This is a genomic window from Oerskovia enterophila (assembly GCF_044748475.1).
In the GTDB taxonomy this organism is placed as follows: domain Bacteria; phylum Actinomycetota; class Actinomycetes; order Actinomycetales; family Cellulomonadaceae; genus Oerskovia; species Oerskovia enterophila.
In genome coordinates this window covers 33,075-54,197 of the sequence record NZ_JBIVFZ010000002.1, presented here as the reverse complement: position 1 = coordinate 54,197, position 21,123 = coordinate 33,075, and the positions used below count along the sequence as shown (strand labels likewise).

Below are 21,123 nucleotides of genomic sequence, written 5' to 3'. Positions count from 1 at the left end.
GGCTCGGAGAGTGGTGCCGAACTCGCGGCGCTCCCTCGTCCGTCCACTCTCCCGAAGGAGCGCGATGCCCGCTCTGCACGCCGTCCTCTTCGACCTCGACGGGGTCCTGACCCCGACGGCCGAGGTCCACATGCGCGCCTGGGAGCGCTTGTTCGCGCCCCTGTGCGTCGAGCGGCGGGTCGCGCCGTACACGTCGGCGGACTACTTCGCGCACATCGACGGCAAGCCGCGCTTCGACGGGGTCGCGACCTTCCTCGCCTCGCGCGGGATCGAGCTGCCCTGGGGCACGATCGACGACGCGCCCGGCGAGGGCACGGTGTGCGCGCTGGGCAACAAGAAGAACGAGATCGTGAACCGCATGTTCGTCGAGGAGGGCATCTCCCCGTACCCCGGCTCGATCGCCTTCCTCGACGCCGTGACGGCCGCCGGGGCCCAGGTCGCGGTGGTCTCGTCCTCGCGCAACGCGCCGTCGGTCCTGGCCGCGGCCGGCATCGCGGACCGTTTCGAGGTCGTCGTCGACGGCACGGTCGCGGCCGCGCACGGCCTCGACGGCAAGCCGTCGCCCGCGACCTACGAGTACGCGGCCGAGCTGCTGGGCGTGCCCACGACCGCGGCGGTCGTCGTCGAGGACGCGATCTCGGGCGTCCAGGCCGGGGCGGCGGGCGACTTCGGCCTCGTGCTCGGCGTGGACCGTGGGGTCGGGGCCGACGCCCTGACCGAGCACGGCGCGGACCTGGTCGTGAGCGACCTGGGCGAGCTCGACGCGACGGTCCTCGACCGCCCGGCCCGCGAGGAGGTCCGCTGATGGGCGGGTTCGAGCACGGCTTCGACGGCACGATCGACCGCAGCCGTTTCCCGGCCGACCCGTGGAAGCTCACCGAGAGCCGGTACGCCGCGCACGACCTCGGGGTGACCGAGACGCTGTTCTCGGTCGCCAACGGGTACCTCGGCATGCGCGGGAACGTCGAGGAGGGCCGCGAGTCCCACACGCAGGGGACCTTCATCAACGGTTTCCACGAGACCTGGCGCATCCACCACGCCGAGGAGGCCTACGGGTTCGCCGAGGTCGGGCAGACGATCGTCAACGTCCCCGACGTCAAGATCATCCGCCTCTACGTCGACGACGAGCCGCTCCTGCTTCCCGTCGCGGACCTGATCACCTACGACCGTTCGCTCGACATGGCCGACGGCGTGCTGCGCCGCGAGCTCCTGTGGCGCACGCCGTCGGGCAAGCGCGTGCTCGTGAAGTCCGAGCGCATGGTCTCGTTCGTCGAGCGGCACCTGGCCGTGCTCACGTTCGAGGTCACCATGCTCGACGACCCGGCGCCCATCGCGATCTCGTCGCAGATCCTCAACCGCCAGGACGGGCAGGACGAGTACCACGTCCCCTCGGCCGCGATGGGGCAGGGCTTCGACCCGCGCAAGGCCAACCAGTTCACCGAGCGCGTGCTCCAGCCGCAGGCGCAGTGGGGCGACGACCAGCGGCTCGTGCTCTCCTACCGCTGCACAAACTCGGGCATGACGCTCGCGGTCGCCGCGGACGACGACCTGGTGACCGAGAACACCTACGACGTGCGCACCCAGGTGGACGAGGACCTGGCCAAGCACGTCTACCGGATCCAGGCCGAGCCGGGCAAGCCCGTGCGTCTGACCAAGACCGTGGCCTACCACACGTCGCGTGGCGTGCCAGCGATCGAGCTCATCGACCGCTGCCGTCGCACGCTCGACCGCGTGCGCGAGGAGGGCATCGCGTTCCAGCACGCCGAGCAGCGTGAGTGGCTCGACGAGTTCTGGGCGCGCTCGGACGTCGAGATCCCCGGGCAGCCCGAGGTGCAGCAGGCCGTGCGCTGGAACATCTACCAGCTCGCCCAGGCCACGGCCCGCGCCGAGGGCAACGGCGTGCCCGCCAAGGGGCTCACGGGCTCCGGGTACGGCGGGCACTACTTCTGGGACACCGAGATCTACGTGCTCCCGTTCCTGACGTACACGAGCCCGCGGTACGCGCGCAACGCGCTGCGCTTCCGCTACCAGATGCTCGACGCCGCCCGCCGTCGCGCGGGCCAGCTCTCGCAGCAGGGCGCGCTGTTCCCGTGGCGCACGATCAACGGCGAGGAGGCCTCGGCGTACTACGCCGCGGGCACCGCGCAGTACCACATCGACGCCGACGTGACCTATGCCGTCATGCAGTACGTGCGGGCCTCGGGCGACCTCGACTTCCTCGAGCGCGAGGGCGTCGACATCCTCGTCGAGACCGCGCGCATGTGGGCCGACCTGGGGTTCTGGCGGGTCAACGGCGACGACTACTTCCACATCCACGGGGTCACGGGACCCGACGAGTACACGACGGTCGTCAACGACAACCTCTTCACCAACGTCATGGCCCGCTTCAACCTGCGGGTCGCCGCGGAGACGCTCGAGACCATGCGGCGCGACGCCCCGCACGAGTACCAGGCGCTGGCGATCCGGCTCGGGGTGAGCGAGGAGGAGACCGCCGAGTGGGAGCGGGCCGCCAAGCACATGTCGATCCCGTTCGCCGAGCACCTGGGCATCCACCCGCAGGACTCGCACTTCCTCGAGCGGGAGATCTGGGACCTCGCGGGCACCCCGGCGGACAAGCGACCGCTGCTGCTGCACTACCACCCGCTCGTGATCTACCGCTACCAGGTCCTCAAGCAGGCCGACGTGGTGCTCGCGCTGTTCCTCCAGGGGGCCGAGTTCACGCCCGAGGAGAAGCTCGCCGACTTCGAGTACTACGACCCGTTGACCACGGGCGACTCGACCTTGTCGGGTGTCGTCCAGTCGATCATCGCGGCCGAGGTCGGGTACCACGAGCTCGCGCTCGAGTACTTCACGTCGTCGCTGCTCGTCGACCTCGAGAACCGGCACGCGAACGCGGCCGACGGCGTGCACGTCGCCTCGGCGGGCGGCACCTGGTCGGCGCTCGCGTTCGGGTTCGGCGGGATGCGCGACGACTGCGGGCGCATCAGCTTCGACCCGCGCCTGCCCCAGGAGTGGGAGTCCCTGACGTTCCGGGTCACGCTGCGCGGCTCCCGGCTCAAGGTCACGGTCACGGTCGACGCGATCGAGCTCGTGTGCGAGACGGGTGAGGGAGCGGACGTGCTCGTGCGGGGCGAGGCCGTGCACGTCGGTGCGGGCGAGACCGTCACGGTCGCGCTCGACGGCCAGGGGCCCGTGCTCCACGGCACCCCGAGCCTGCGCGACCTGACGGGCAACCGCCGCGAGGACGGGACGCTCATCACGGCCCAGGTGCCGCACTCGTAGCACGGGTCGGCCGGCGCGGCCGTCACCGACCGACCGCAGACGCCGAGAGGGCGGGTCCACCTGGACCCGCCCTCTCGGCGTCGGTGCTCGTACGTCAGCCGAGCTGCTCCCGCAGGAAGCGGTAGTGGATCGCGGCCATGTGCGCGGCCTGCGCGTTGTTGGCCGCGCCGCCGTGCCCGCCCTCGACGTTCTCGTAGTACGTCACGTCCTTGCCGGCCGCGAGCATCTTCGCGGCGAGCTTGCGCGCGTGCCCGGGGTGCACGCGGTCGTCCTTGGTCGACGTCGTGAAGAGCACGGGCGGGTACTCGCGCTCGGCGTCGAACAGGTGGTACGGCGAGAACGTCCTGATGAACTCCCACTGCGCGGGGTCGTCGGGGTCACCGTACTCGGCGGCCCAGGACGCGCCCGCGAGCAGGTGCGTGTAGCGCAGCATGTCGAGCAGCGGGACGCCCACGATCACGGCGCCGAAGAGCTCGGGGTACTGCGTGAGCATGTTGCCCGCCAGGAGCCCCCCGTTGCTGCGTCCTTCCAAGCCCAGGTGCTCGGGGGTCGTGATCCCGCGGGCGACGAGGTCGCGCGCGACGGCCGCGAAGTCCTCGTACGCCTTGTGGCGCTTGGCCTTGAGGGCCGCCTGGTGCCAGGCCGGTCCGTACTCGCCGCCGCCGCGGATGTTCGCGACGACGTAGACGCCGCCGTCCGCGAGCCAGGCGCGGCCCAGCGTCCCGGAGTAGCCCGGGGTCAGGGAGACCTCGAAGCCGCCGTACCCGTAGAGCAGCGTGGGGGCCGCGCCCGGGCGTGGGCCGGTCGCGGCGGTCGCCCCGTCAGCGGCCTCGGGGGCGTCGCTCGAGCCTGCACCGACCCCGGGCCGGACGAGGTCCTCGCGCCCGACGACGAAGTACGGGACGCGCGTGCCGTCGTCGGACACCGCGAAGTGCTGGTCGATGACCAGGCCCTGCGCGTCGAAGAACGCCGGGCTCGACTTGAGGACCTCGGGGGCGGTGCCCGCACCCACGCTCAGGAGCGAGAGCGTCGAGGGCGTGAGGTAGTCGGTCGTGACGAGCCAGACGTCGTCGCTCTCCTCGGAGTCGACCGCGCCCACGACGACGGTGCCGATCGTGGGCAGGCCCGGCAGCTCGCTGCGAGCCCAGGGGACGTCCGGGCCCTCGGCGGGAGGCGGCGGGGTCAGCACGTGCAGGCGGTTCTTGACGTCCTCGAGGACGTTGACCACGAGGTGGTGCGCGGTCCACGTGGCGCCTGCGAGCGACGTGGAGGGCGTGGGCTCGAACAGGACCGTGAAGCCGCGTGCCCCTGCGAGGAAGTCCTCGAAGCGCGTCGCGAGCAGCGAGCCGGCCAGGTAGGTGGCGCCGTCGACCGTCCAGTCGTCGCGGAGCTCGACGAGCATCCACTCGCGCTTGACGCCGACCTCGGCCGAGCGCGGGACGTCGATCTTGACGAGCTTCTCGTCAGGGGTGCCCGCGTCCTGGACGAGGTACGTCTCGCTGTCGTAGAAGGCGATCGAGCGGCCCACGAAGTCGCGCTCGAAGCCGGGGGAGTGCGTGCGCCAGCCCATGATGTACATGTCCTCGGGCTCGCCCTCGTGCACGACGGTGGCCTCGGTCACGGGCGTGCCGCGGTGCCAGCGCTTGATGATCCGCGGGTATCCCGACGGGGTCATGGAGCCGGGGCCGAAGTCGGTGTAGACGTAGACCGTGTCCGCGTCGATCCAGCCGAGCCCGCCCTTGGACTCCTCGCGCAGGAACCCGCCGTCCTCGGGGGAGACGAAGGTCTTGGTCACGAGGTCGAACTCGCGCGTGACGTCGGCGTCGGAGCCGCCGGGGGACAGGTCGATCAGGGCGTGGCGCCACTCCTGGCCGGGCTCGGGCCGCAGCACGCTCGCGCCGTGCCAGACCCAGCTCTGGTCCTCGGCCTCGCCCAGCGCGTCGAGGTCGAGCACGAGCTCCCACGCGGGGTGGTCGGTGCGGTAGGAGTCGAGCGTCGTGCGGCGCCAGACGCCTCGCTCGTGCTGCGCGTCGCGCCAGAAGTTGTAGTAGTGCTCGCCGATCCGGGACACGTCGGGGATCTTGTCGTCGGAGTCGAGGACCTCGCGGATCGCCTGCTCGGTCGCGGCGAACTCGGTCGTGGCCTCGATGGTCGCGGCGGTCTCGGCGTTGCGGCCCTGGACCCAGGTCATGGCCTCGCGGCCCTCGACCTCCTCGAGCCACAGGTACGGGTCGTGCGGCGTGGTCGGCTGTGCGGTGGGCGTGTCGGTCACGGCGTTCTCAGCACTCATGCGAACACCCTAGGCGACCGGCCCGACGGGTCGTCCCGGCCCGGCCGCCCCGAGAGCGGACGGTCGGCTGTGGTCCACGACACATCCGCGGGGCGCTCTTGCATCTATCCGTACCTTGTGAAAGTATTCACAAGCAAGGGAAAGACACCACGCAGACCCGGCCGCTCGGGTCACTGGAGGAGCTACCAACGTGAGCAGCACGAGCAAGGCCCTCGCCGGAGTCACCGAGATCGACGCCCTCGTCGACCGGGGCCTCAAGGCGCTCAAGCAGTACGACGCCTTCACCCAGGAGGACATCGACCGCATCGTGAAGAAGGCGTCCGTCGCGGCCCTCCACGAGCACGGCCGCCTCGCGCAGCTCGCGGTCGAGGAGACCGGGCGCGGAGTCTTCGAGGACAAGGCCACCAAGAACATCTTCGCGTGCGAGCATGTGCCGAACTCGATGGCCAACCTCAAGACGGTCGGCGTGATCGGCCGCGACGACCTCACGGGCATCGTCGAGATCGCCGAGCCGGTCGGCGTGGTCGCGGGCATCACCCCGGTGACGAACCCGACCTCGACCGCGATCTTCAAGGCCCTCATCGCGCTCAAGACGCGCAACCCCATCATCTTCGCGTTCCACCCCAGCGCCCAGAAGTGCTCGGTCGCCGCAGCCCGCATCGTGCGGGACGCCGCGGTCGCCGAGGGCGCCCCCGTGGACTGCATCCAGTGGGTCGAGCAGCCCTCGCTCGAGGCCACCTCGGCCCTCATGAACAACGACGGCGTCTCGCTCATCCTCGCCACGGGCGGCAACGCGATGGTCCGCGCGGCCTACTCGGCGGGCAAGCCCGCCCTGGGCGTCGGCGCGGGCAACGTCCCGGCCTACATCGAGAAGAGCGCCAAGCTCGGCCGCGCGGTCAACGACGTGGTCCTGTCCAAGGGCTTCGACAACGGCATGGTGTGCGCCTCGGAGCAGGCCGTCATCCTGGACACCGAGATCTACGACGAGGCCCTGGCCGAGTTCGCCCACATGCACGCCTACCTCGCGACCCCCGAGGAGAAGGCCAAGCTCGAGCGCTTCATCTTCGGCGTCGAGGCCGGCGGCGCGAACTGCGCGGGAGCCAAGCTCAACGCCTCGATCGTGGGCAAGAGCCCCCAGTGGATCGCCGAGCAGGCCGGCTTCACCGTCCCGGACGGCACCTCGATCATCCTCGCCGAGTGCGCCGAGGTCGGCCCCGCCGAGCCCCTGACGCGCGAGAAGCTCAGCCCCGTCCTCGCGGTGCTGCGCGCCCAGTCGACCGACCACGGCATCTCGCTCGCCGAGCAGATGGTCGAGTTCGACGGCCTGGGTCACTCGGGTGCGATCCACACCGAGGACAAGGACATCGCGGAGGAGTTCGGCCAGCGCGTCAAGGCCGTCCGCATCCTGTGGAACCAGCCGTCGGCCCTCGGCGGCATCGGCGACATCTACAACGCGCTGATCCCGTCGCTGACCCTCGGGTGCGGCTCGTACGGGCACAACTCGGTGTCGAACAACGTGTCGGCGGTCAACCTCATCAACGTCAAGCGGATCGGACGCCGGAACAACAACATGCAGTGGTTCAAGATCCCGCCGAAGACCTACTTCGAGCCGAACTCGATCCAGTACCTGGCCCAGATGCCCGACGTCGAGCGCGTCACCATCGTCACGGACAAGGTCATGAGCCAGATCGGGATCGTGGACAAGGTCCTCGACGTCCTGGGTCGCCGCCCCAACAAGGTCTCGATCCAGATCATGGACCAGGTCGAGCCCGAGCCGAGCGTCGAGACGGTCGAGAAGGGCGCGGAGATGATGCGCGACTTCAAGCCCGACACGATCGTCGCGATCGGCGGCGGGTCGCCCATGGACGCGGCCAAGGTCATGTGGCTCAAGTACGAGCACCCGGAGATGGCGTTCTCGGACCTGCGCGAGAAGTTCTTCGACGTCCGCAAGCGCGCGTTCAAGTTCCCCACGCTCGGTGACCTGGCCAAGCTGGTCTGCATCCCGACCTCGTCGGGCACGGGCTCGGAGGTCACGCCGTTCGCGGTCATCACGGACCACGCGACCGGGTACAAGTACCCCCTCGCCGACTACGCGCTGACCCCGTCGGTCGCGATCATCGACCCGGTCCTGACCGCGACCATGCCGGCCAAGCTCGCGGCCGACTCGGGCTTCGACGCCCTGACGCACGCGACCGAGGCCTACGTGTCGGTCTACGCGAACGACTTCACGGACGGCCTGGCGCTGCACGCGATCAAGCTGGTCTTCGAGCACATCGAGGCCTCGGTCACGCAGGGGGCGGCCGCCCCCGAGGCCCGCGAGAAGATGCACAACGCGGCCACGATCGCCGGCATGGCGTTCGGCAGCGCGTTCCTCGGGATCGTCCACGCGATGGCCCACACGGTCGGCTCGTCGTTCGGCCTGGTCCACGGCCGCACGAACGCGATCTTCCTGCCGCACGCGATCCGCTACAACGGGCAGATCCCGACCAAGGTCACGGGCTGGCCCAAGGCCGAGAAGTACATCGCGCACGAGCGCTACCAGCAGATCGCCAAGCACCTGGGGCTGCCGGCCTCGACGCCCGAGCAGGCCGTCGAGTCGTACGCCCGGGCCGTGGAGGAGCTGCGGGCCAAGGTCGGGATCGAGCACTCGTTCAAGGAGCAGGGTGTCTCGGAGCGCGAGTTCATCGGGGGGCTCGACGCCCTGGCGATGCGGGCCTACGAGGACCAGTGCGCCCCGGCCAACCCTCGCCTGCCGATGCTCGAGGACATGAAGGACATCATGGTCGCGGCCTACTACGGCACGAGCCGCGAAGAGGTCCGTGCCGAGCGCAAGGCCACCGAGGAGGCGCTCGCGCTCGCCGCGGCCGCCGAGACCTCGGAGTGATCTGGGCACCGGCGTCCGGGGAGCAGCCCGGACGCCGGTAGCCCGACGTCGACCCGAGCGGTACGGGTCACGGTCGGGTGGCGCGTCCTGCCGGGTGGCGCCACCCACCCGGGACCGAGGCTTCCCCCCTTGGCCTCTGTCCCGCACGCAGCGCCCCGCGTCCTCCAGCGCGGGGCGCTGCTCTGCGTGGTGGGCCCGACGGCGCCGGGTGCCCTCCGCGGCTCCCGCGCCCGGGAGGGGGCCGGGGGAGTGACCGCCCGACGGCGCAGCGACCCCCTGCGGTGCACGCGCCTCGCGTGGTGGGCGAGCACGACGGACTCCTGACGGTGCAGCCCGTCCCGTGCGGCGGGCACCGCGAGTGGTGGGCGGGCAACGACGGGCTCCCGACGCCGCAGCCCGTCCCGTGCGGCGGGCACCGCGCGTGGTGGGCGGGCACAGCGTGGCGGGTGACGTCGTCGGGCAGGACGCGCAGGCCCGAGCGGGTGTGGGCGGTCCACGCGATGATGGGGACGTGAACGACGCCACCCCGCCGCGCCCCGCGACCCCTGCCGACACCGCCCCGGAGGTCCCCGGCGACCTCGCCACGGCTCCCCCGCACCCTGCTGCTCCTGCGCTCGGCGCCCGGGAGGAGGCCGACGCCCAGCGCCGCTGGGCCGAGCTCGTGGCCCAGGTCGAGGCCGACCAGCGGGCCTACTACGAGGCCGACGCTCCCGTGTCGTCGGACGCCGAGTACGACGCGCGCATGCGCGAGCTCGAGGCGCTCGAGGCGGCCCACCCCGCGCTCCAGACCCCCGAGTCGCCCACGCAGCGGGTCGGCGGACGGGCAGCGACGGGCTTCGCGACCGTCGAGCACCTCGAGCGCATGCTCTCGCTCGACAACGCGTTCTCCGAGGAGGACCTCGCCGCGTGGGCCGCGCGCGTGCACCGCGACCTGGGGGTCTCACCAGAGGCTCCCGTGGAGTACCTGTGCGAGGTCAAGATCGACGGCCTCGCGATCGCGCTGCTGTACGAGCGGGGGCGCCTGGTGCGGGCCGCGACGCGAGGCGACGGACGTACGGGCGAGGACGTCACGGCCAACGTCCGGACCATCACGACCGTCCCGCAGCAGCTCGCGGGCGACCCGGCCACGCACCCCGCGGTGATCGAGGTCCGGGGCGAGGTCTTCCTGGGCGTCGAGGACTTCGCGGCCCTCAACGAGGCGCTCGTCGCGGCCGGGCAGGCGCCGTACGCCAACCCGCGCAACACCGCGGCCGGCTCCCTGCGCCAGAAGGACCCGGCCGTGACCGCGAGCCGGAACCTGCGCATGTACGCGCACGGCGTCGGGGCGCTCCAGTGGGCCGAGGGTGAGCACGCCGAGCTCGCGCGCCAGTCGGACGCCTACGCGCTGTTCGAGCAGTGGGGTGTCCCCGTCTCGCCGCACAACCGGGTCGTCGACGGGCTCGCGGGCGTGCAGGAGATGATCGCGTACTTCGGCGAGCACCGGCACAGCATCGAGCACGAGCTCGACGGGATCGTCGTCAAGGTCGACGAGCTCGCGCTCCAGCGCAGGCTGGGCGCGACGAGCCGCGCGCCCCGGTGGGCCATCGCGTACAAGTACCCGCCCGAGGAGGTCAACACGCGCCTGCTCGCGATCCAGGTCGGGGTCGGGCGGACCGGACGGGCAACCCCGTACGCCGTCATGGAGCCCGTGCTCGTCGCGGGCAGCACCGTGCGTCAGGCGACGCTCCACAACCAGGACGTCGTGCGCGCCAAGGGTGTGCTGATCGGCGACGTCGTGGTGCTGCGCAAGGCCGGAGACGTCATCCCGGAGATCCTCGGGCCTGTCGCCGCGCTGCGCGAGGACGGCGTGCAGCGTACGGAGTTCGTCATGCCCGCCGAGTGCCCCGAGTGCGGCACGCCGCTGCGCCCCATGAAGGAGGGCGACGTCGACCTGCGCTGCCCGAACGCCGAGAGCTGCCCGGCGCAGGTCCGCGGCCGGGTCGAGCACATCGGGTCGCGCGGCGGCCTCGACATCGAGGCGCTGGGCGAGGTCACCGCGGCCGCGCTCACGCAGCCCTACGAGCCCGCGGAGCCGCCCCTGCGCACCGAGAAGAACCTCTTCGGGCTCACGGTCGACCAGCTCGCTCCGATCCGCGTGGTCGTCCGCGACCCGGAGACCGGGCTGCCCCGGCCGTTCGAAGGGGTGGGGGAGTCGGGCGAGGTGGAGATGTCCGACGGCTCGGTGCTGCTGGCCAAGGTCGTCCGCCCCTTCCAGAAGGTCGCCGCCCGCACCTATCCGCCCGGCTTCGAGGACGCGACGCCCGCCGAGCGTCGGACCGCGGGCGTCCGCAAGGACTTCCCGGTATACGGCCCGTCGACCACCGCGCAGACGCTCGTGGACGAACTGCGGATTGCGAGGACCAAGGACCTGTGGCGCATCCTGGTGAGCCTCAACATCCGGCACGTCGGGCCGGTCGCCGCCCGGGCGCTCGCGGAGTGGTTCGGTTCGCTCGACGCGATCCGGGCGGCGAGCCGCGAGGAGCTCGCAGCGGTCGAGGGGGTCGGGCCGGTCATCGCCGACGAGGTGCTGGCCTGGTTCGACGTGGACTGGCACCGGGAGATCGTCGAGACCTGGAAGGAGGACGGGGTCCGGTTCGAGACCCCGGGCCACCCCGGTCCCGGCGCGCGCCAGCAGCCGACCGGCCCGCTCGCCGGACTGACCGTCGTGGTCACCGGTGGCCTCGAGGGCTTCTCGCGCGACGGTGCCAAGGAGGCGATCCTCGCGGCAGGCGGCAAGGCCTCGGGCTCGGTGTCCAAGAAGACCGACTACGTGGTCGTGGGCGAGAACGCGGGCTCCAAGGAGACCAAGGCCCGGGACCTGGGCCTGCGGATCCTCGACGAGGCCGGGTTCGTGGCTCTCCTCGCGGGTGGGCCCGCGGCGGTGGGCGACGCGCGGGCCGGGGAGGCGGGCGCTCCCGACGGCACTGACGGCACTGACGGCAGCGAGGGGACCGACGCCGACTGACGGCCCGGGATGCGTCGAGACAGAGGGGTTTCGTCGAGGTAGAGGGCTCGAGGCCTCTCCCTCGACGGGAGGCCTCTACCTCGTGGCGTCCGTGGCGCTCGGTCCGGAGGAATCCGGCCCCGTGGCCCCCGACCCCGCGGCCGGACGGCGCGACAGCGCCGTCCGCAGGCCCGCGGTCTGCTCGAGCGGAGTCGCCAGGAGCGGTCCGCGAGGAGGTCCGGTCGGCACGCCCAGCAGCTCGGCGAGCGCGTGGAGCCCCGCGACGGGGCGCAGCCGTCCGAGCTCGCGGGCCAGGGCGAGGAGCCACGAGCGCTCGGCGACCGCGTCGAGGGGACGACCCTCGACGTGCGCCCGGCGCAACCGGACGTACTCGGCGGGCACGAGGGCCGCGACCCCGGTGTGCCAGGCGTCGCTCGCCGGCAGGGTGGTGAAGGCACCCTCGGTCATCGCGAGGTCCCCGCTCAGCCCGACTGCGAACGCCGCGTCGTCGACCGCGGCCCGGACCGCGTCCAGGCGAGCGCTCACGCCCTCTCTCCCCGCCGGGTCCTTGAGTCCCCGGAGCCGGGCGTGGCCCGCCAGGTGGGCCAGGACCTCGGGGGTCGCGTCGTACCCGCTCTGAGCAGGCCGGTTGTAGAAGCACACGGGCAGGTCCGTCTCGGCGGCCACGGCCTCGAACAGGGCCACGACCTCGTCGTCGACCAGCGGGACGTACGAGAAGGGCGTGAGCACGAGCCCGTCGGCGCCGCCCGCCTGCGCGGCGACCGCGTTCCGTACGGTCTCGGCGGCCGACGCGGCCGCGACCGCGACGTGCACCGGGACCCGGCTCCCCGAGCGGCCCGGCCCGGCGTCGCGCGCGGCCCAGACGGCCGTGCCCACGACCGCGGCGCGTTCCTCGGGGGAGAACGACGTGCCCGCGCCCGACGACGCGAGGAGCGTGACGCCGTCGACCCCGGCACGCACCGCACCCGCCACGAGACCCGCCAGCGCTCCCAGGTCCGGGGCGCCCGAGGCATGGTCCAGGGGAGTGATCGGATAGGCGAGCAGCCCGCTGAAGGGCGACGGCACGGTCATCCGCGTGATGCTGCCACACGAGCGGGCCCGAGGGATGAACGTCCCGCCGTCCGATCGTTGCCCGCGCCTACCATGGCGACCATGACCCAGGACCTGATCCCTGACCTCGTCGCGCCCGCCGACACCTCGACGCTCGTGCGTGGCGCCCACCTCGTGGGCTCCGTGAACCTCCCCACCGCCGAGGACACGTTCCGCACCGTCGCCGCGCACGCGGGCACCCACCTCCGGCGGATCCCCGACGGCGAGGTCGGCGAGAGGTTCCACTGGATCCTGTTCCAGGGCGCGCGCTTCGAGGCCGTGCCCGGCCTGGCGCGCCTCCCGATCGACCCCGTGATCGTCGCCGGGTTCGACGTGCGCCCGCACGTGCTCGACGGCTCGGTCGCCCCGGGAGACCTGACGTTCGGCGAGCTGGGCTACGCGGCGGCCGCGACGTCCTCGTACGCGGACTTCGCGCGACTGCGCGACGAGGGCGTCATCCCGGCCGGGACCCGCTTCCAGGTCTGCCTGCCCACGCCGCTCGCCCCGGTCGTGGCGTTCGCCGTGCCCGACGCGCGTGCGGCCGTCCACACGGCCTACGAGGCGGCGATGCTGCGCGAGATCGAGGCGATCGTCGCGGCCGTCCCCGCCGAGGACCTGGCGATCCAGCTCGACCTCGCGAGCGAGTTCGCGCTCGTCGAGGGCGCGAACCTCGGGGCCGGACCCGCGCAGGCGTGGTTCGCGGTCGACTCCGACGAGGTGCTCGCCGGGTGCGTCGCGCGCGCGGCGCGAGTGGCCTCCGCGGTCCCGGCGGGCGTCGAGCTCGGGTTCCACCTCTGCTACGGCGACGTGGCCGAGAAGCACTTCGTCGAGCCCGCCGACGCGCGCCGGCTCGTCGAGGTCGCGAACGGGCTCGCCACGACCGTGACCCGCGAGATCGACTGGTTCCACCTGCCCGTGCCGATCGAGCGCGACGACGTCGAGTACGTCGCGCCGCTCGCCGACCTCGCGATCGACCCGGCGACCGAGCTCTACCTGGGTGTGGTCCACCACGAGGACGGCCAGGAGGGCGCGCTGCGCCGCCTCGCGGCCGCGGCGCAGGTCCTGGGCGAGCGCGAGATCGGCGTCGGGACCGAGTGCGGGTTCGGGCGCGGCCCGAGCGAGCGCACCGCACCCCTGCTCGAGCTGCACGCCGCGGTCGCGCGCGCCTGGTAGGTCGCGACCGGTTCGGCCACGCGCCCGGGCGCACCCGCACGGCGAGGGTGCGCTCCGGCGTCGGGCAGGACGCACGAACGGTCGGCAGCCCGGAAGGGGTGCCGACCGTTCGCGTCGGTGCTCAGGAGAGGCGGCGCCTCACCGGCTGGCCCACAGCAGGCCGCGCTCGATCACGGTGCGCAGGTCCGGGCTCTCGAGGTCCGAGAGCTGGTGACCCGGCGCGCACACGAAGATCTTGCCCGCGCCCCACTGCCGGGTCCAGATCGAGGGCGACACCACGGGCGAGCGCCACGGCGAGTCGGCCGTGGGCTGGATCGTCGTGGTCGCGAGGACCTCGTTGAGCGAGTCCGCGAGCACCCAGTACTGCTCGGAGTTCAGGTGGAACGGGCCGAGCCCCGCCACGAGCGGATGGTCCGCGTGCTCGGGCAGGACCTCCACGGTGTGCTCGACCAGGTCGCCGGGGTGGGCGGCGAACTGCCCACCGAGCATCTGCAGGTAGTCCGTGGCCATGCGGAACGAGTCGATGATCCCGCCGTGCCAGCCGGCGAGACCGGCGCCGTTGGTCACTGCCTCGCGCAGACCACGCATCTCGTCGGGCAGGATCTCGCCCATGGTCCAGGACTGGACGATCAGGTCGACGCCCGCCATGTACCCGGCGTCGGCATAGACCTCGAGCGAGGACTCGACGTCGACGTCGAAGCCCGACTCCTCGAGGAAGGGGAGGAAGAGGTCGGTGCTTTCCTCGGGGGAGTGGCCTGGCCATCCTCCCCGGACGATCAGGGCCCGACGGTCCGGCACGCTCATGAGTCCTCCGTTGGCGCTCACGCGATCAGGGCATCGATCGCTGCGGGAGACAGTACGTGATCGATCGCCATGGCGCTTGCACCGAGCACGCCCGCCTGCCCGCGAGCCTGCGACGTGACGATGCGCAGGTGCTGCGTGGCGAGGGGGAGCGAGCGCTGGTAGACGATCTCGCGGATGCCCGCGATCAGGTGCTCCCCGGCCTCCGCGATGATGCCGCCGACCACGATCATGGAGGGGTTGAGCAGGCTCACGCACGCCGCCAGGACGGCCCCGATGTCGCGACCGGCCTGACGGACGGCGTGGCTCGCCATGAGGTCGCCGCCGCGCACGAGCGTGACGACGTCGCCGCTGTTGAGGGCCTCGAGGCCCTCCTTCTTCAGCGCGCCGGCGATCGCCTGGCCGCTCGCGACGGCCTCGAGGCAGCCGATGTTGCCGCACCGGCAGGGCGTGTCGGTCGCGTTGGGGACGGCGATGTGGCCGATGTCGCCCGCGGCCCCCTGGGCGCCGCGGCGGAGCTCGCCGTCCGAGATGACGCCCGCGCCGATGCCCGTGGCGACCTTGACGAAGAGCATGTCGCTGACCGTGGGCCACGCCGTGCGGTGCTCGCCGAGCGCCATGATGTTGACGTCGTTGTCCACGAGGACCGAGGCGTCGAAGGTCTTGCCCAGGATCGCGGGGACGTCGACGTCGTCCCACGCGGGCATGATGGGCGGGTTGATGGGCCGACCGGTCGAGTGCTCGACCGGGCCGGGCAGGCCGACGCCGACGCTCACGAGGTCCTTGAGGTCGCGTCCTGCCGCGGCGATGAGCTTCTCACCCGTCTCCGCGACCCAGGCGAGGACCGTCTCCGGTCCCTCGGAGATCGACAGGGGTGCGTCGATCTCTGCGAGGACGTTCGAGGCGAGGTCCGTGACCGCGAGGCGCGCGTGCGTCGCGCCGAGGTCCACCGCGAGGACGATCCGTGCACCGGGGCTGAAGGCGAAGGTCACCGGGGGGCGCCCACCGGTCGAGCTCGCCTCGCCCGCGGGCGCGATGAGCCCCGAGGCCATCAGCAGGTCGATGCGGGCGGCGATCGTGGACCGCGCCTGCCCGGTGATCGCTGCGAGGTCAGCCCGTGTCCGGGGTTGGCCGTCGCGGAGCAGCTGGAACATGTCCCCGGCGCCTGTGGGGCGTGGGGCGAACTTCAGCAGTTCCTCGGTGGGCACGATGTATCACGGAGCCTCTCGTTACTACGCAGTGGTGGCGCTCTCTAGCGTACTGCGATCTTCGGCTTTTGCTTGACGATCGACAGAAGCCGACCTAGCGTGTGGTTTGCCGCGGCAGCGACGCCGCGGCGGACGGAGTCTCGCACCTCCACCTGTCAGTAGCGTGAGAACCCCGACATTCTGCCCTTGTTGCCTCTCCTGATCGACTCGTCCCGGCCTGCTCGCGCGGCCGGACGTGAGTCAGAGTCTCGGCCGGCGCGCCGCACCCCCGCGCCCACTTTTGCTGGTCACGGGTCGGTAACGAAGCAAAAGATCGAGACCTTCTGATTGACGCTCGTCAAAAGGTCGGCTAGTTTCTCTCACATGGTCAACGCAGACCCTCAGCCCACCAGGCCGCTCCTGCAGATGCGGAGCATCGTCAAGCAGTTTCCCGGCGCCCGAGCACTCGACGGCGTCGATCTCGACATCCTCCCCGGAGAGGTGCACTGCCTCCTCGGGCAGAACGGTGCCGGCAAGTCGACCCTCATCAAGGTGCTCGCCGGTGCACACCAGCCCAACGAGGGGCAGATCCTCATCGACGGGGAGCCCGTCACCATCCCTCACCCCGTCGCCGCGCTCAAGCTCGGCGTCGCCACCATGTACCAGGAGCTCGACGTCGTCGACGGTCTGACCGTCGCCGAGAACATCTACCTGGGGCACGAGCTGTCGACCGTCGGCTTCTCCAACCGGCGCCTCGTCGCCAAGAACACCCGCGCGCTCATGAAGCGGCTCGGGCACCCCGAGATCTCGCCCCACCGCGAGGTGGGGGAGCTGTCCGCCGCGGGCAAGCAGATCGTGTCCATGGCCCGTGCCCTCTCGCACGACGCGCGGGTCATCGTCATGGACGAGCCCTCCGCGGTGCTCGACAGCGAAGAGGTCGAGAACCTCTTCCGCGTGGTCCAGGAGCTCACGTCCAGCGGCGTCGCGATCGTCTACATCTCGCACCGGCTCGAGGAGATCCGGCAGATCGGCGACCGGATCACCGTCCTCAAGGACGGGCGCACGGTCGCTCAGAACCTCCAGGTCGCGCAGACGCCCACCGCCGAGCTCATCAAGCTCATGACGGGCCGCGCGGTCGACAACGTCTTCCCGGCCCGCGAGCCGGTCGCCGAGGAGGCCGAGGTGCTGCTCGCGGTCGAGTCGCTCGGCCTCAAGGGCGAGTTCTCGGACGTTTCCTTCGAGGTGCGTGCGGGCGAGGTCGTCGGCTTCGCCGGTCTCGTCGGCTCGGGCCGCTCCGAGATCCTCGAGACCGTCTACGGCGCGCGCCGCCCGACCGAGGGGACCGTCACGGTCGGGGGCACGAAGCTCCGGGCCGGATCGGTCGCCGCGGCGGTCGACGCAGGCATCGGCCTGTGCCCCGAGGAGCGCAAGAGCCAGGGGCTCCTCCTCGACGAGCCCGTGTACCGCAACATCACGCTCTCGACGTTCGGGCGCTTCGCCAAGAGCGGGTTCCTCGACGAGCAGGCCGAGAGGTCGGCCGCGCAGGAGCAGGCGGTCTCGCTCGACCTGCGGCCCGCCGGGGTCGAGCGGCACGCGCGGACGCTGTCCGGCGGGAACCAGCAGAAGGCGCTCCTGGCGCGCTGGCTCGTCCGCGGCTGCCGCGTCCTGCTGCTCGACGAGCCCACCCGTGGCGTCGACGTCGGGGCGCGCGCCGAGATCTACAACCTCATCCGCGGCCTCGCGGCCTCGGGGGCGGCTGTCCTCGTGGTCTCGAGCGAGATCGACGAGGTGCTCGGTCTGTCAGACCGTGTCCTCGTGATCTCGGAGGGCCGCGTCGTCCACCAGGGACCAGCAGATTCGATCGACGAGCACGGTGTGCTCGACCTCGTCATGGAAGGAAGTGCCGCGTGAGCGAGCAGGAGGTGTCCACCGCAACCGTCGTGGACGGGTCGGCGCACGCCGGGAGCTCCGGTTCATCCGGTCCCGCGTCGGCGCGCCGGAATTTGTTCAATGGATCGATGGGTCGGAACATCGGCCTGGTCCTCGCCCTCGTGGCGCTCTGCATCGTCGGCTACGTCACGGCCGGAGAGCGGTTCGCGAGCATCGACAACGTCCTGACGATCCTCCGCATGGCCGCCGTGATCGGCGTCCTGAGCATCGGCATGACCTTCGTCATCACGGCAGGAGGCATCGACCTCTCGGTCGGCTCCGTCATGGGCCTGTCGACCGTCTGGGCCAGCACGCTCGCGACCCAGACCATGGCTGCCGACACCCACTGGATCGTCATGGTCGGCACGGCCCTCGCGGTCGGTACGGTCTGCGGTCTCGTCAACGGCGTCCTCATCGCCTACGGCAAGGTCGTCGCCTTCATGGCGACCCTCGCCATGATGGTCGGCGCCCGAGGGCTCGCCGAGATGATCTCCAACCGGCAGACCCAGATCGTCACGGTCAAGCCCTTCCTCACCTTCTTCCGCGCCGACTTCATCGGGATCCCGGTCCTCGTGTGGATGTTCGTCGTGGTCGCGGTCGCGGGGTGGATCCTCCTCAACCGCACGACGTTCGGCCGACGCACCATCGCGGTCGGCGGCAACCCCGAGGCCGCGCGCCTCGCGGGCATCAAGGTCAAGCGTCACCTCATGTACCTCTACTGCCTCGTGGGCTTCACGGCCGGCATCGCCGCGGTCATGATGCTCGGCCGCACCACGGCCGGTTCCTCGACGAACGGCCTGTTCTACGAGCTCGACGTCATCGCGGCCGTCGTCGTCGGCGGGACGCTCCTCGTGGGCGGCCGCGGCACGATCGTCGGCACGGTGTTCGGCGTCCTGATCTTCATGACGCTGACCAACATCTTCACGCTGAACAACATGTCGACCTCTGCGCAGAACGTGGCGAAGGGCGTGATCATCGTGGTCGCCGTGCTCCTCCAGCAGCGCTTCGCGTCGCGCACCAGATCCGACTAGCCCCGCCGTCGGGACTTCTCGAACCGCACCACCGCACGACGGCCCCGCCCCGCGGGGCCGGACCCCCAGCACGTCCAGCACGTCCCAACCAGCACCAGCAGGACCAGAATCAAGGGAGATCCTCATGTCCGCTCGTACCCGTACCCCGATGCCACGCCGCCTGGCCCTCGCGACCGTCGCGCTCACCTCGGTCGCGCTGTTCGCCTCGGCCTGCACCTCGAACACGCCGGCCCCCGCGGAGACCAGCGCCGCTGCCGTCGCCCCGGGCGCGTCGTCGGACAACGACGCCTCGGGCGAGAAGGTCGTCATCGGCTTCTCGGCCCCCGCCGCCGACCACGGCTGGATGGGTGCCATCACCAAGGCCGCCCAGGCCGAGGCCGCCAAGTACGACGACGTCGACCTCAAGGTCGCCGAGGGCACCAACGACGTCAACCTCCAGATCAGCCAGATCGAGACGTTCATCAACGACGGCGTCGACGCGATCGTCATCCTCCCGTTCGACGGCGCGGCACTCACCGAGGTCGCGACCCAGGCCATGGAGGCCGGCATCACCGTCATCAACGTCGACCGCGAGTTCTCGAGCCCGTTCGCGGCCCGCTCGACGGTCCTCGGCGACAACTACGGCATGGGCGTGAGCGCCGGCACCTACATCTGCGAGCAGCTGGGCGACAACAAGGACGCGGTCGTCGCGGAGATCGCCGGGATCGACTCGCTGCCCCTGACCCAGGACCGCAGCAAGGGCTTCGCCGACGCGCTCGAGGGCTGCGGGCTCGAGGTCAACAACCGCGTCGCGGCAGACTTCACGGTCCAGGGCGGCGAGCAGGCCGCTGCCAACCTGCTCCAGGCCGCACCCAAGATCGACGCGATCTGGAACCACGACGACGACCAGGGCGTCGGCGTCCTCGCGGCGATCGACAACGCGGGCCGTGACGAGTTCTTCATGGTCGGCGGCGCCGGCTCGGCGAACGTCATGCGCTCGATCGAGGCCGACGACACCGTCCTCAAGGCGACGGTCATCTACCCCTCGACCCAGGCGGCCGACGGCATCAAGCTGGCCCGTCTGATCGAGCACGGCAAGTCGATGAGCGACCTCGCCTCGATCGGCGTGCCGCGTCAGATCCAGCTCTTCGCGCCGGTCGTGACCAAGGACAACGTCGACGAGTACCTGCCGTCGGCCTTCGAGTCCTGAGCACGACCCACCCCTGACGTCGCCGGCGGGGCGCAGCGCCCCGGCGGGCGCCCCGCCGCGACGTCCACCACGAAAGGAAGTGCCTGAGATGGCAGAAAACGGTCACCCGACCCTCGGGATCGGCATGGTCGGGTACTCGTTCATGGGGGCTGCCCACTCGCAGGGATGGCGCACCGCACCGCGGTTCTTCGACCTGCCGCTCGCGCCCGAGATGCGCGTGCTGGCCGGCCGCAACGCCGCAGCCGTCACGGCGGCTGCGCACAAGCTCGGCTGGGACGACGTCGAGACGGACTGGCGCAAGCTCGTGGCGCGCGACGACGTCGACCTGGTCGACATCTGCACACCGGGCGACACGCACGCCGAGATCGCGATCGCGGCCCTCGAGGCGGGCAAGCACGTCCTGTGCGAGAAGCCGCTGGCCAACACGGTCGCCGAGGCCGAGCTCATGGTCGCGGCCGCCGAGGCCGCCGCCGCGCGTGGCGTGCTCTCCACGGTGGGCTTCACCTACCGTCGGGTCCCCGCGGTCCAGCTCGCCCGCCAGCTCGTGGCGGACGGCAGGATCGGCACGATCCGCCACGTGCGCGCCCAGTACCTCCAGGACTGGATCGCCGACGAGAACGTGCCGCTCTCGTGGCGCCTCGACAAGACCAAGGCCGGCTCGGGTGCCCTGGGCGACATCGGCGCACACATCATCGACCTCGCGCAGTTCATCACGGGCGAGTCGATCACGGGGGTCTCGGGCATCCTCGAGACGTTCGTCGACGAGCGTCCGATCGCCACGGACTTCTCCGGCCTGTCCGGCACGGGCGGCACCGAGAAGGGCCCCGTCACGGTCGACGACGCCGCGGTCTTCCTCGCGCGGCTGACGGGCGGCGGGCTCGGCGTCTTCGAGGCCACCCGTTTCGCCTACGGCCGCAAGAACGCGATCCGCCTCGAGATCAACGGATCGCGTGGGTCGGTCGCGTTCGACTTCGAGGACATGAACGTCCTCCACTTCTTCGACGCCTCGGACGACGCGCAGGTTGCGGGCTTCCGACGCATCGTCGTGACCGAGCCGCAGCACGCGTACATCGCGAGCTGGTGGCCCGCCGGTCACGGGCTCGGGTACGAGCACGCGTTCACGCACCAGGCCGTCGACCTCGTGCGCGACGTCGCGGCCGGTACCCAGCCCACCCCGTCCTTCGCCGACGGCCTGGCCGTCCAGCGAATCCTCGAAGCCGTCGAGCGCAGCGCTGCGTCCGACAGCGACTGGCAGCAGATCTGA

13 protein-coding genes are annotated in these 21,123 nt (G+C 71.4%); 9 read left to right on the top strand and 4 right to left on the bottom strand.

The annotated features are described in order from the left end of the window. Positions 1-64: 64 nt before the first annotated feature. Both ACIPWA_RS04965 and ACIPWA_RS04960 read left to right on the top strand, forming a co-directional pair. A complete protein-coding gene (locus ACIPWA_RS04965; protein ID WP_400288527.1) occupies positions 65-805 on the top strand; it encodes an HAD family hydrolase in 741 nt (246 codons plus the stop codon). Beyond that, on the top strand, positions 805-3,282 hold the full coding sequence (locus ACIPWA_RS04960) for a glycoside hydrolase family 65 protein (RefSeq protein ID WP_400288526.1): 2,478 nt from the start codon (positions 805-807) through the stop codon (positions 3,280-3,282). The genes ACIPWA_RS04965 and ACIPWA_RS04960 overlap by 1 nt, the downstream gene beginning before the upstream one ends. Before the next feature lie 94 nt (positions 3,283-3,376). Here the strand turns inward: ACIPWA_RS04960 and ACIPWA_RS04955 are convergent, their stop codons facing one another. After that, the gene (locus tag ACIPWA_RS04955) at positions 3,377-5,572 is read right to left on the bottom strand and encodes a prolyl oligopeptidase family serine peptidase (protein WP_400288525.1); all 2,196 of its coding nucleotides are present in this window, start codon (positions 5,570-5,572) and stop codon (positions 3,377-3,379) included. A 190-nt stretch (positions 5,573-5,762) separates the two neighbouring features. On the opposite strand from ACIPWA_RS04955, the gene adhE reads away from it, so the two are divergent. Together adhE and ligA are read left to right on the top strand one after the other, a co-directional pair. Beyond that, a complete protein-coding gene (gene adhE, locus ACIPWA_RS04950) occupies positions 5,763-8,456 on the top strand; it encodes a bifunctional acetaldehyde-CoA/alcohol dehydrogenase (protein ID WP_068626309.1) in 2,694 nt (897 codons plus the stop codon). A 511-nt stretch (positions 8,457-8,967) separates the two neighbouring features. Then, positions 8,968-11,460, top strand: a complete 2,493-nt coding sequence (ligA, locus tag ACIPWA_RS04945; RefSeq protein WP_400288523.1) for an NAD-dependent DNA ligase LigA — start codon at positions 8,968-8,970, stop codon at positions 11,458-11,460. A gap of 75 nt (positions 11,461-11,535) precedes the next feature. Here ligA and ACIPWA_RS04940 read toward each other — a convergent pair whose 3' ends face one another. Next, positions 11,536-12,531, bottom strand: coding sequence for a dihydrodipicolinate synthase family protein (locus ACIPWA_RS04940; protein WP_400288521.1), 996 nt, complete (start codon positions 12,529-12,531; stop codon positions 11,536-11,538). 81 nt (positions 12,532-12,612) lie between these two features. Between ACIPWA_RS04940 and ACIPWA_RS04935 the strand changes: the two genes are divergently transcribed. Then, complete coding sequence (locus ACIPWA_RS04935) at positions 12,613-13,722, top strand: hypothetical protein (protein WP_056764191.1); 1,110 nt, start codon at positions 12,613-12,615, stop codon at positions 13,720-13,722. Positions 13,723-13,860: 138 nt separating this feature from the next. Here ACIPWA_RS04935 and ACIPWA_RS04930 read toward each other — a convergent pair whose 3' ends face one another. Both ACIPWA_RS04930 and ACIPWA_RS04925 read right to left on the bottom strand, forming a co-directional pair. Continuing rightward, a complete protein-coding gene (locus ACIPWA_RS04930; protein ID WP_068626312.1) occupies positions 13,861-14,526 on the bottom strand; it encodes a ThuA domain-containing protein in 666 nt (221 codons plus the stop codon). A 17-nt stretch (positions 14,527-14,543) separates the two neighbouring features. Next, complete coding sequence (locus ACIPWA_RS04925) at positions 14,544-15,677, bottom strand: ROK family protein (protein WP_056646836.1); 1,134 nt, start codon at positions 15,675-15,677, stop codon at positions 14,544-14,546. Between the two features lie 417 nt (positions 15,678-16,094). Between ACIPWA_RS04925 and ACIPWA_RS04920 the strand changes: the two genes are divergently transcribed. The 4 genes from ACIPWA_RS04920 to ACIPWA_RS04905 all read left to right on the top strand — a co-directional run bounded on the left by ACIPWA_RS04920 (position 16,095) and on the right by ACIPWA_RS04905 (position 21,123). Further along, positions 16,095-17,621, top strand: coding sequence for a sugar ABC transporter ATP-binding protein (locus ACIPWA_RS04920; RefSeq protein ID WP_400288519.1), 1,527 nt, complete (start codon positions 16,095-16,097; stop codon positions 17,619-17,621). Beyond that, positions 17,618-18,670 carry an ABC transporter permease gene (locus ACIPWA_RS04915; protein ID WP_369800613.1) on the top strand — a complete coding sequence of 351 codons (1,053 nt, stop codon included), beginning with the start codon at positions 17,618-17,620 and terminating at the stop codon, positions 18,668-18,670. Before ACIPWA_RS04920 ends, ACIPWA_RS04915 begins: the two co-directional genes overlap by 4 nt. A gap of 124 nt (positions 18,671-18,794) precedes the next feature. After that, positions 18,795-19,859, top strand: coding sequence for a substrate-binding domain-containing protein (locus ACIPWA_RS04910; protein ID WP_068626316.1), 1,065 nt, complete (start codon positions 18,795-18,797; stop codon positions 19,857-19,859). 88 nt (positions 19,860-19,947) lie between these two features. Then, entirely contained in the window at positions 19,948-21,123 is a 1,176-nt protein-coding gene (locus ACIPWA_RS04905; protein ID WP_056646342.1) for a Gfo/Idh/MocA family protein, read from the top strand.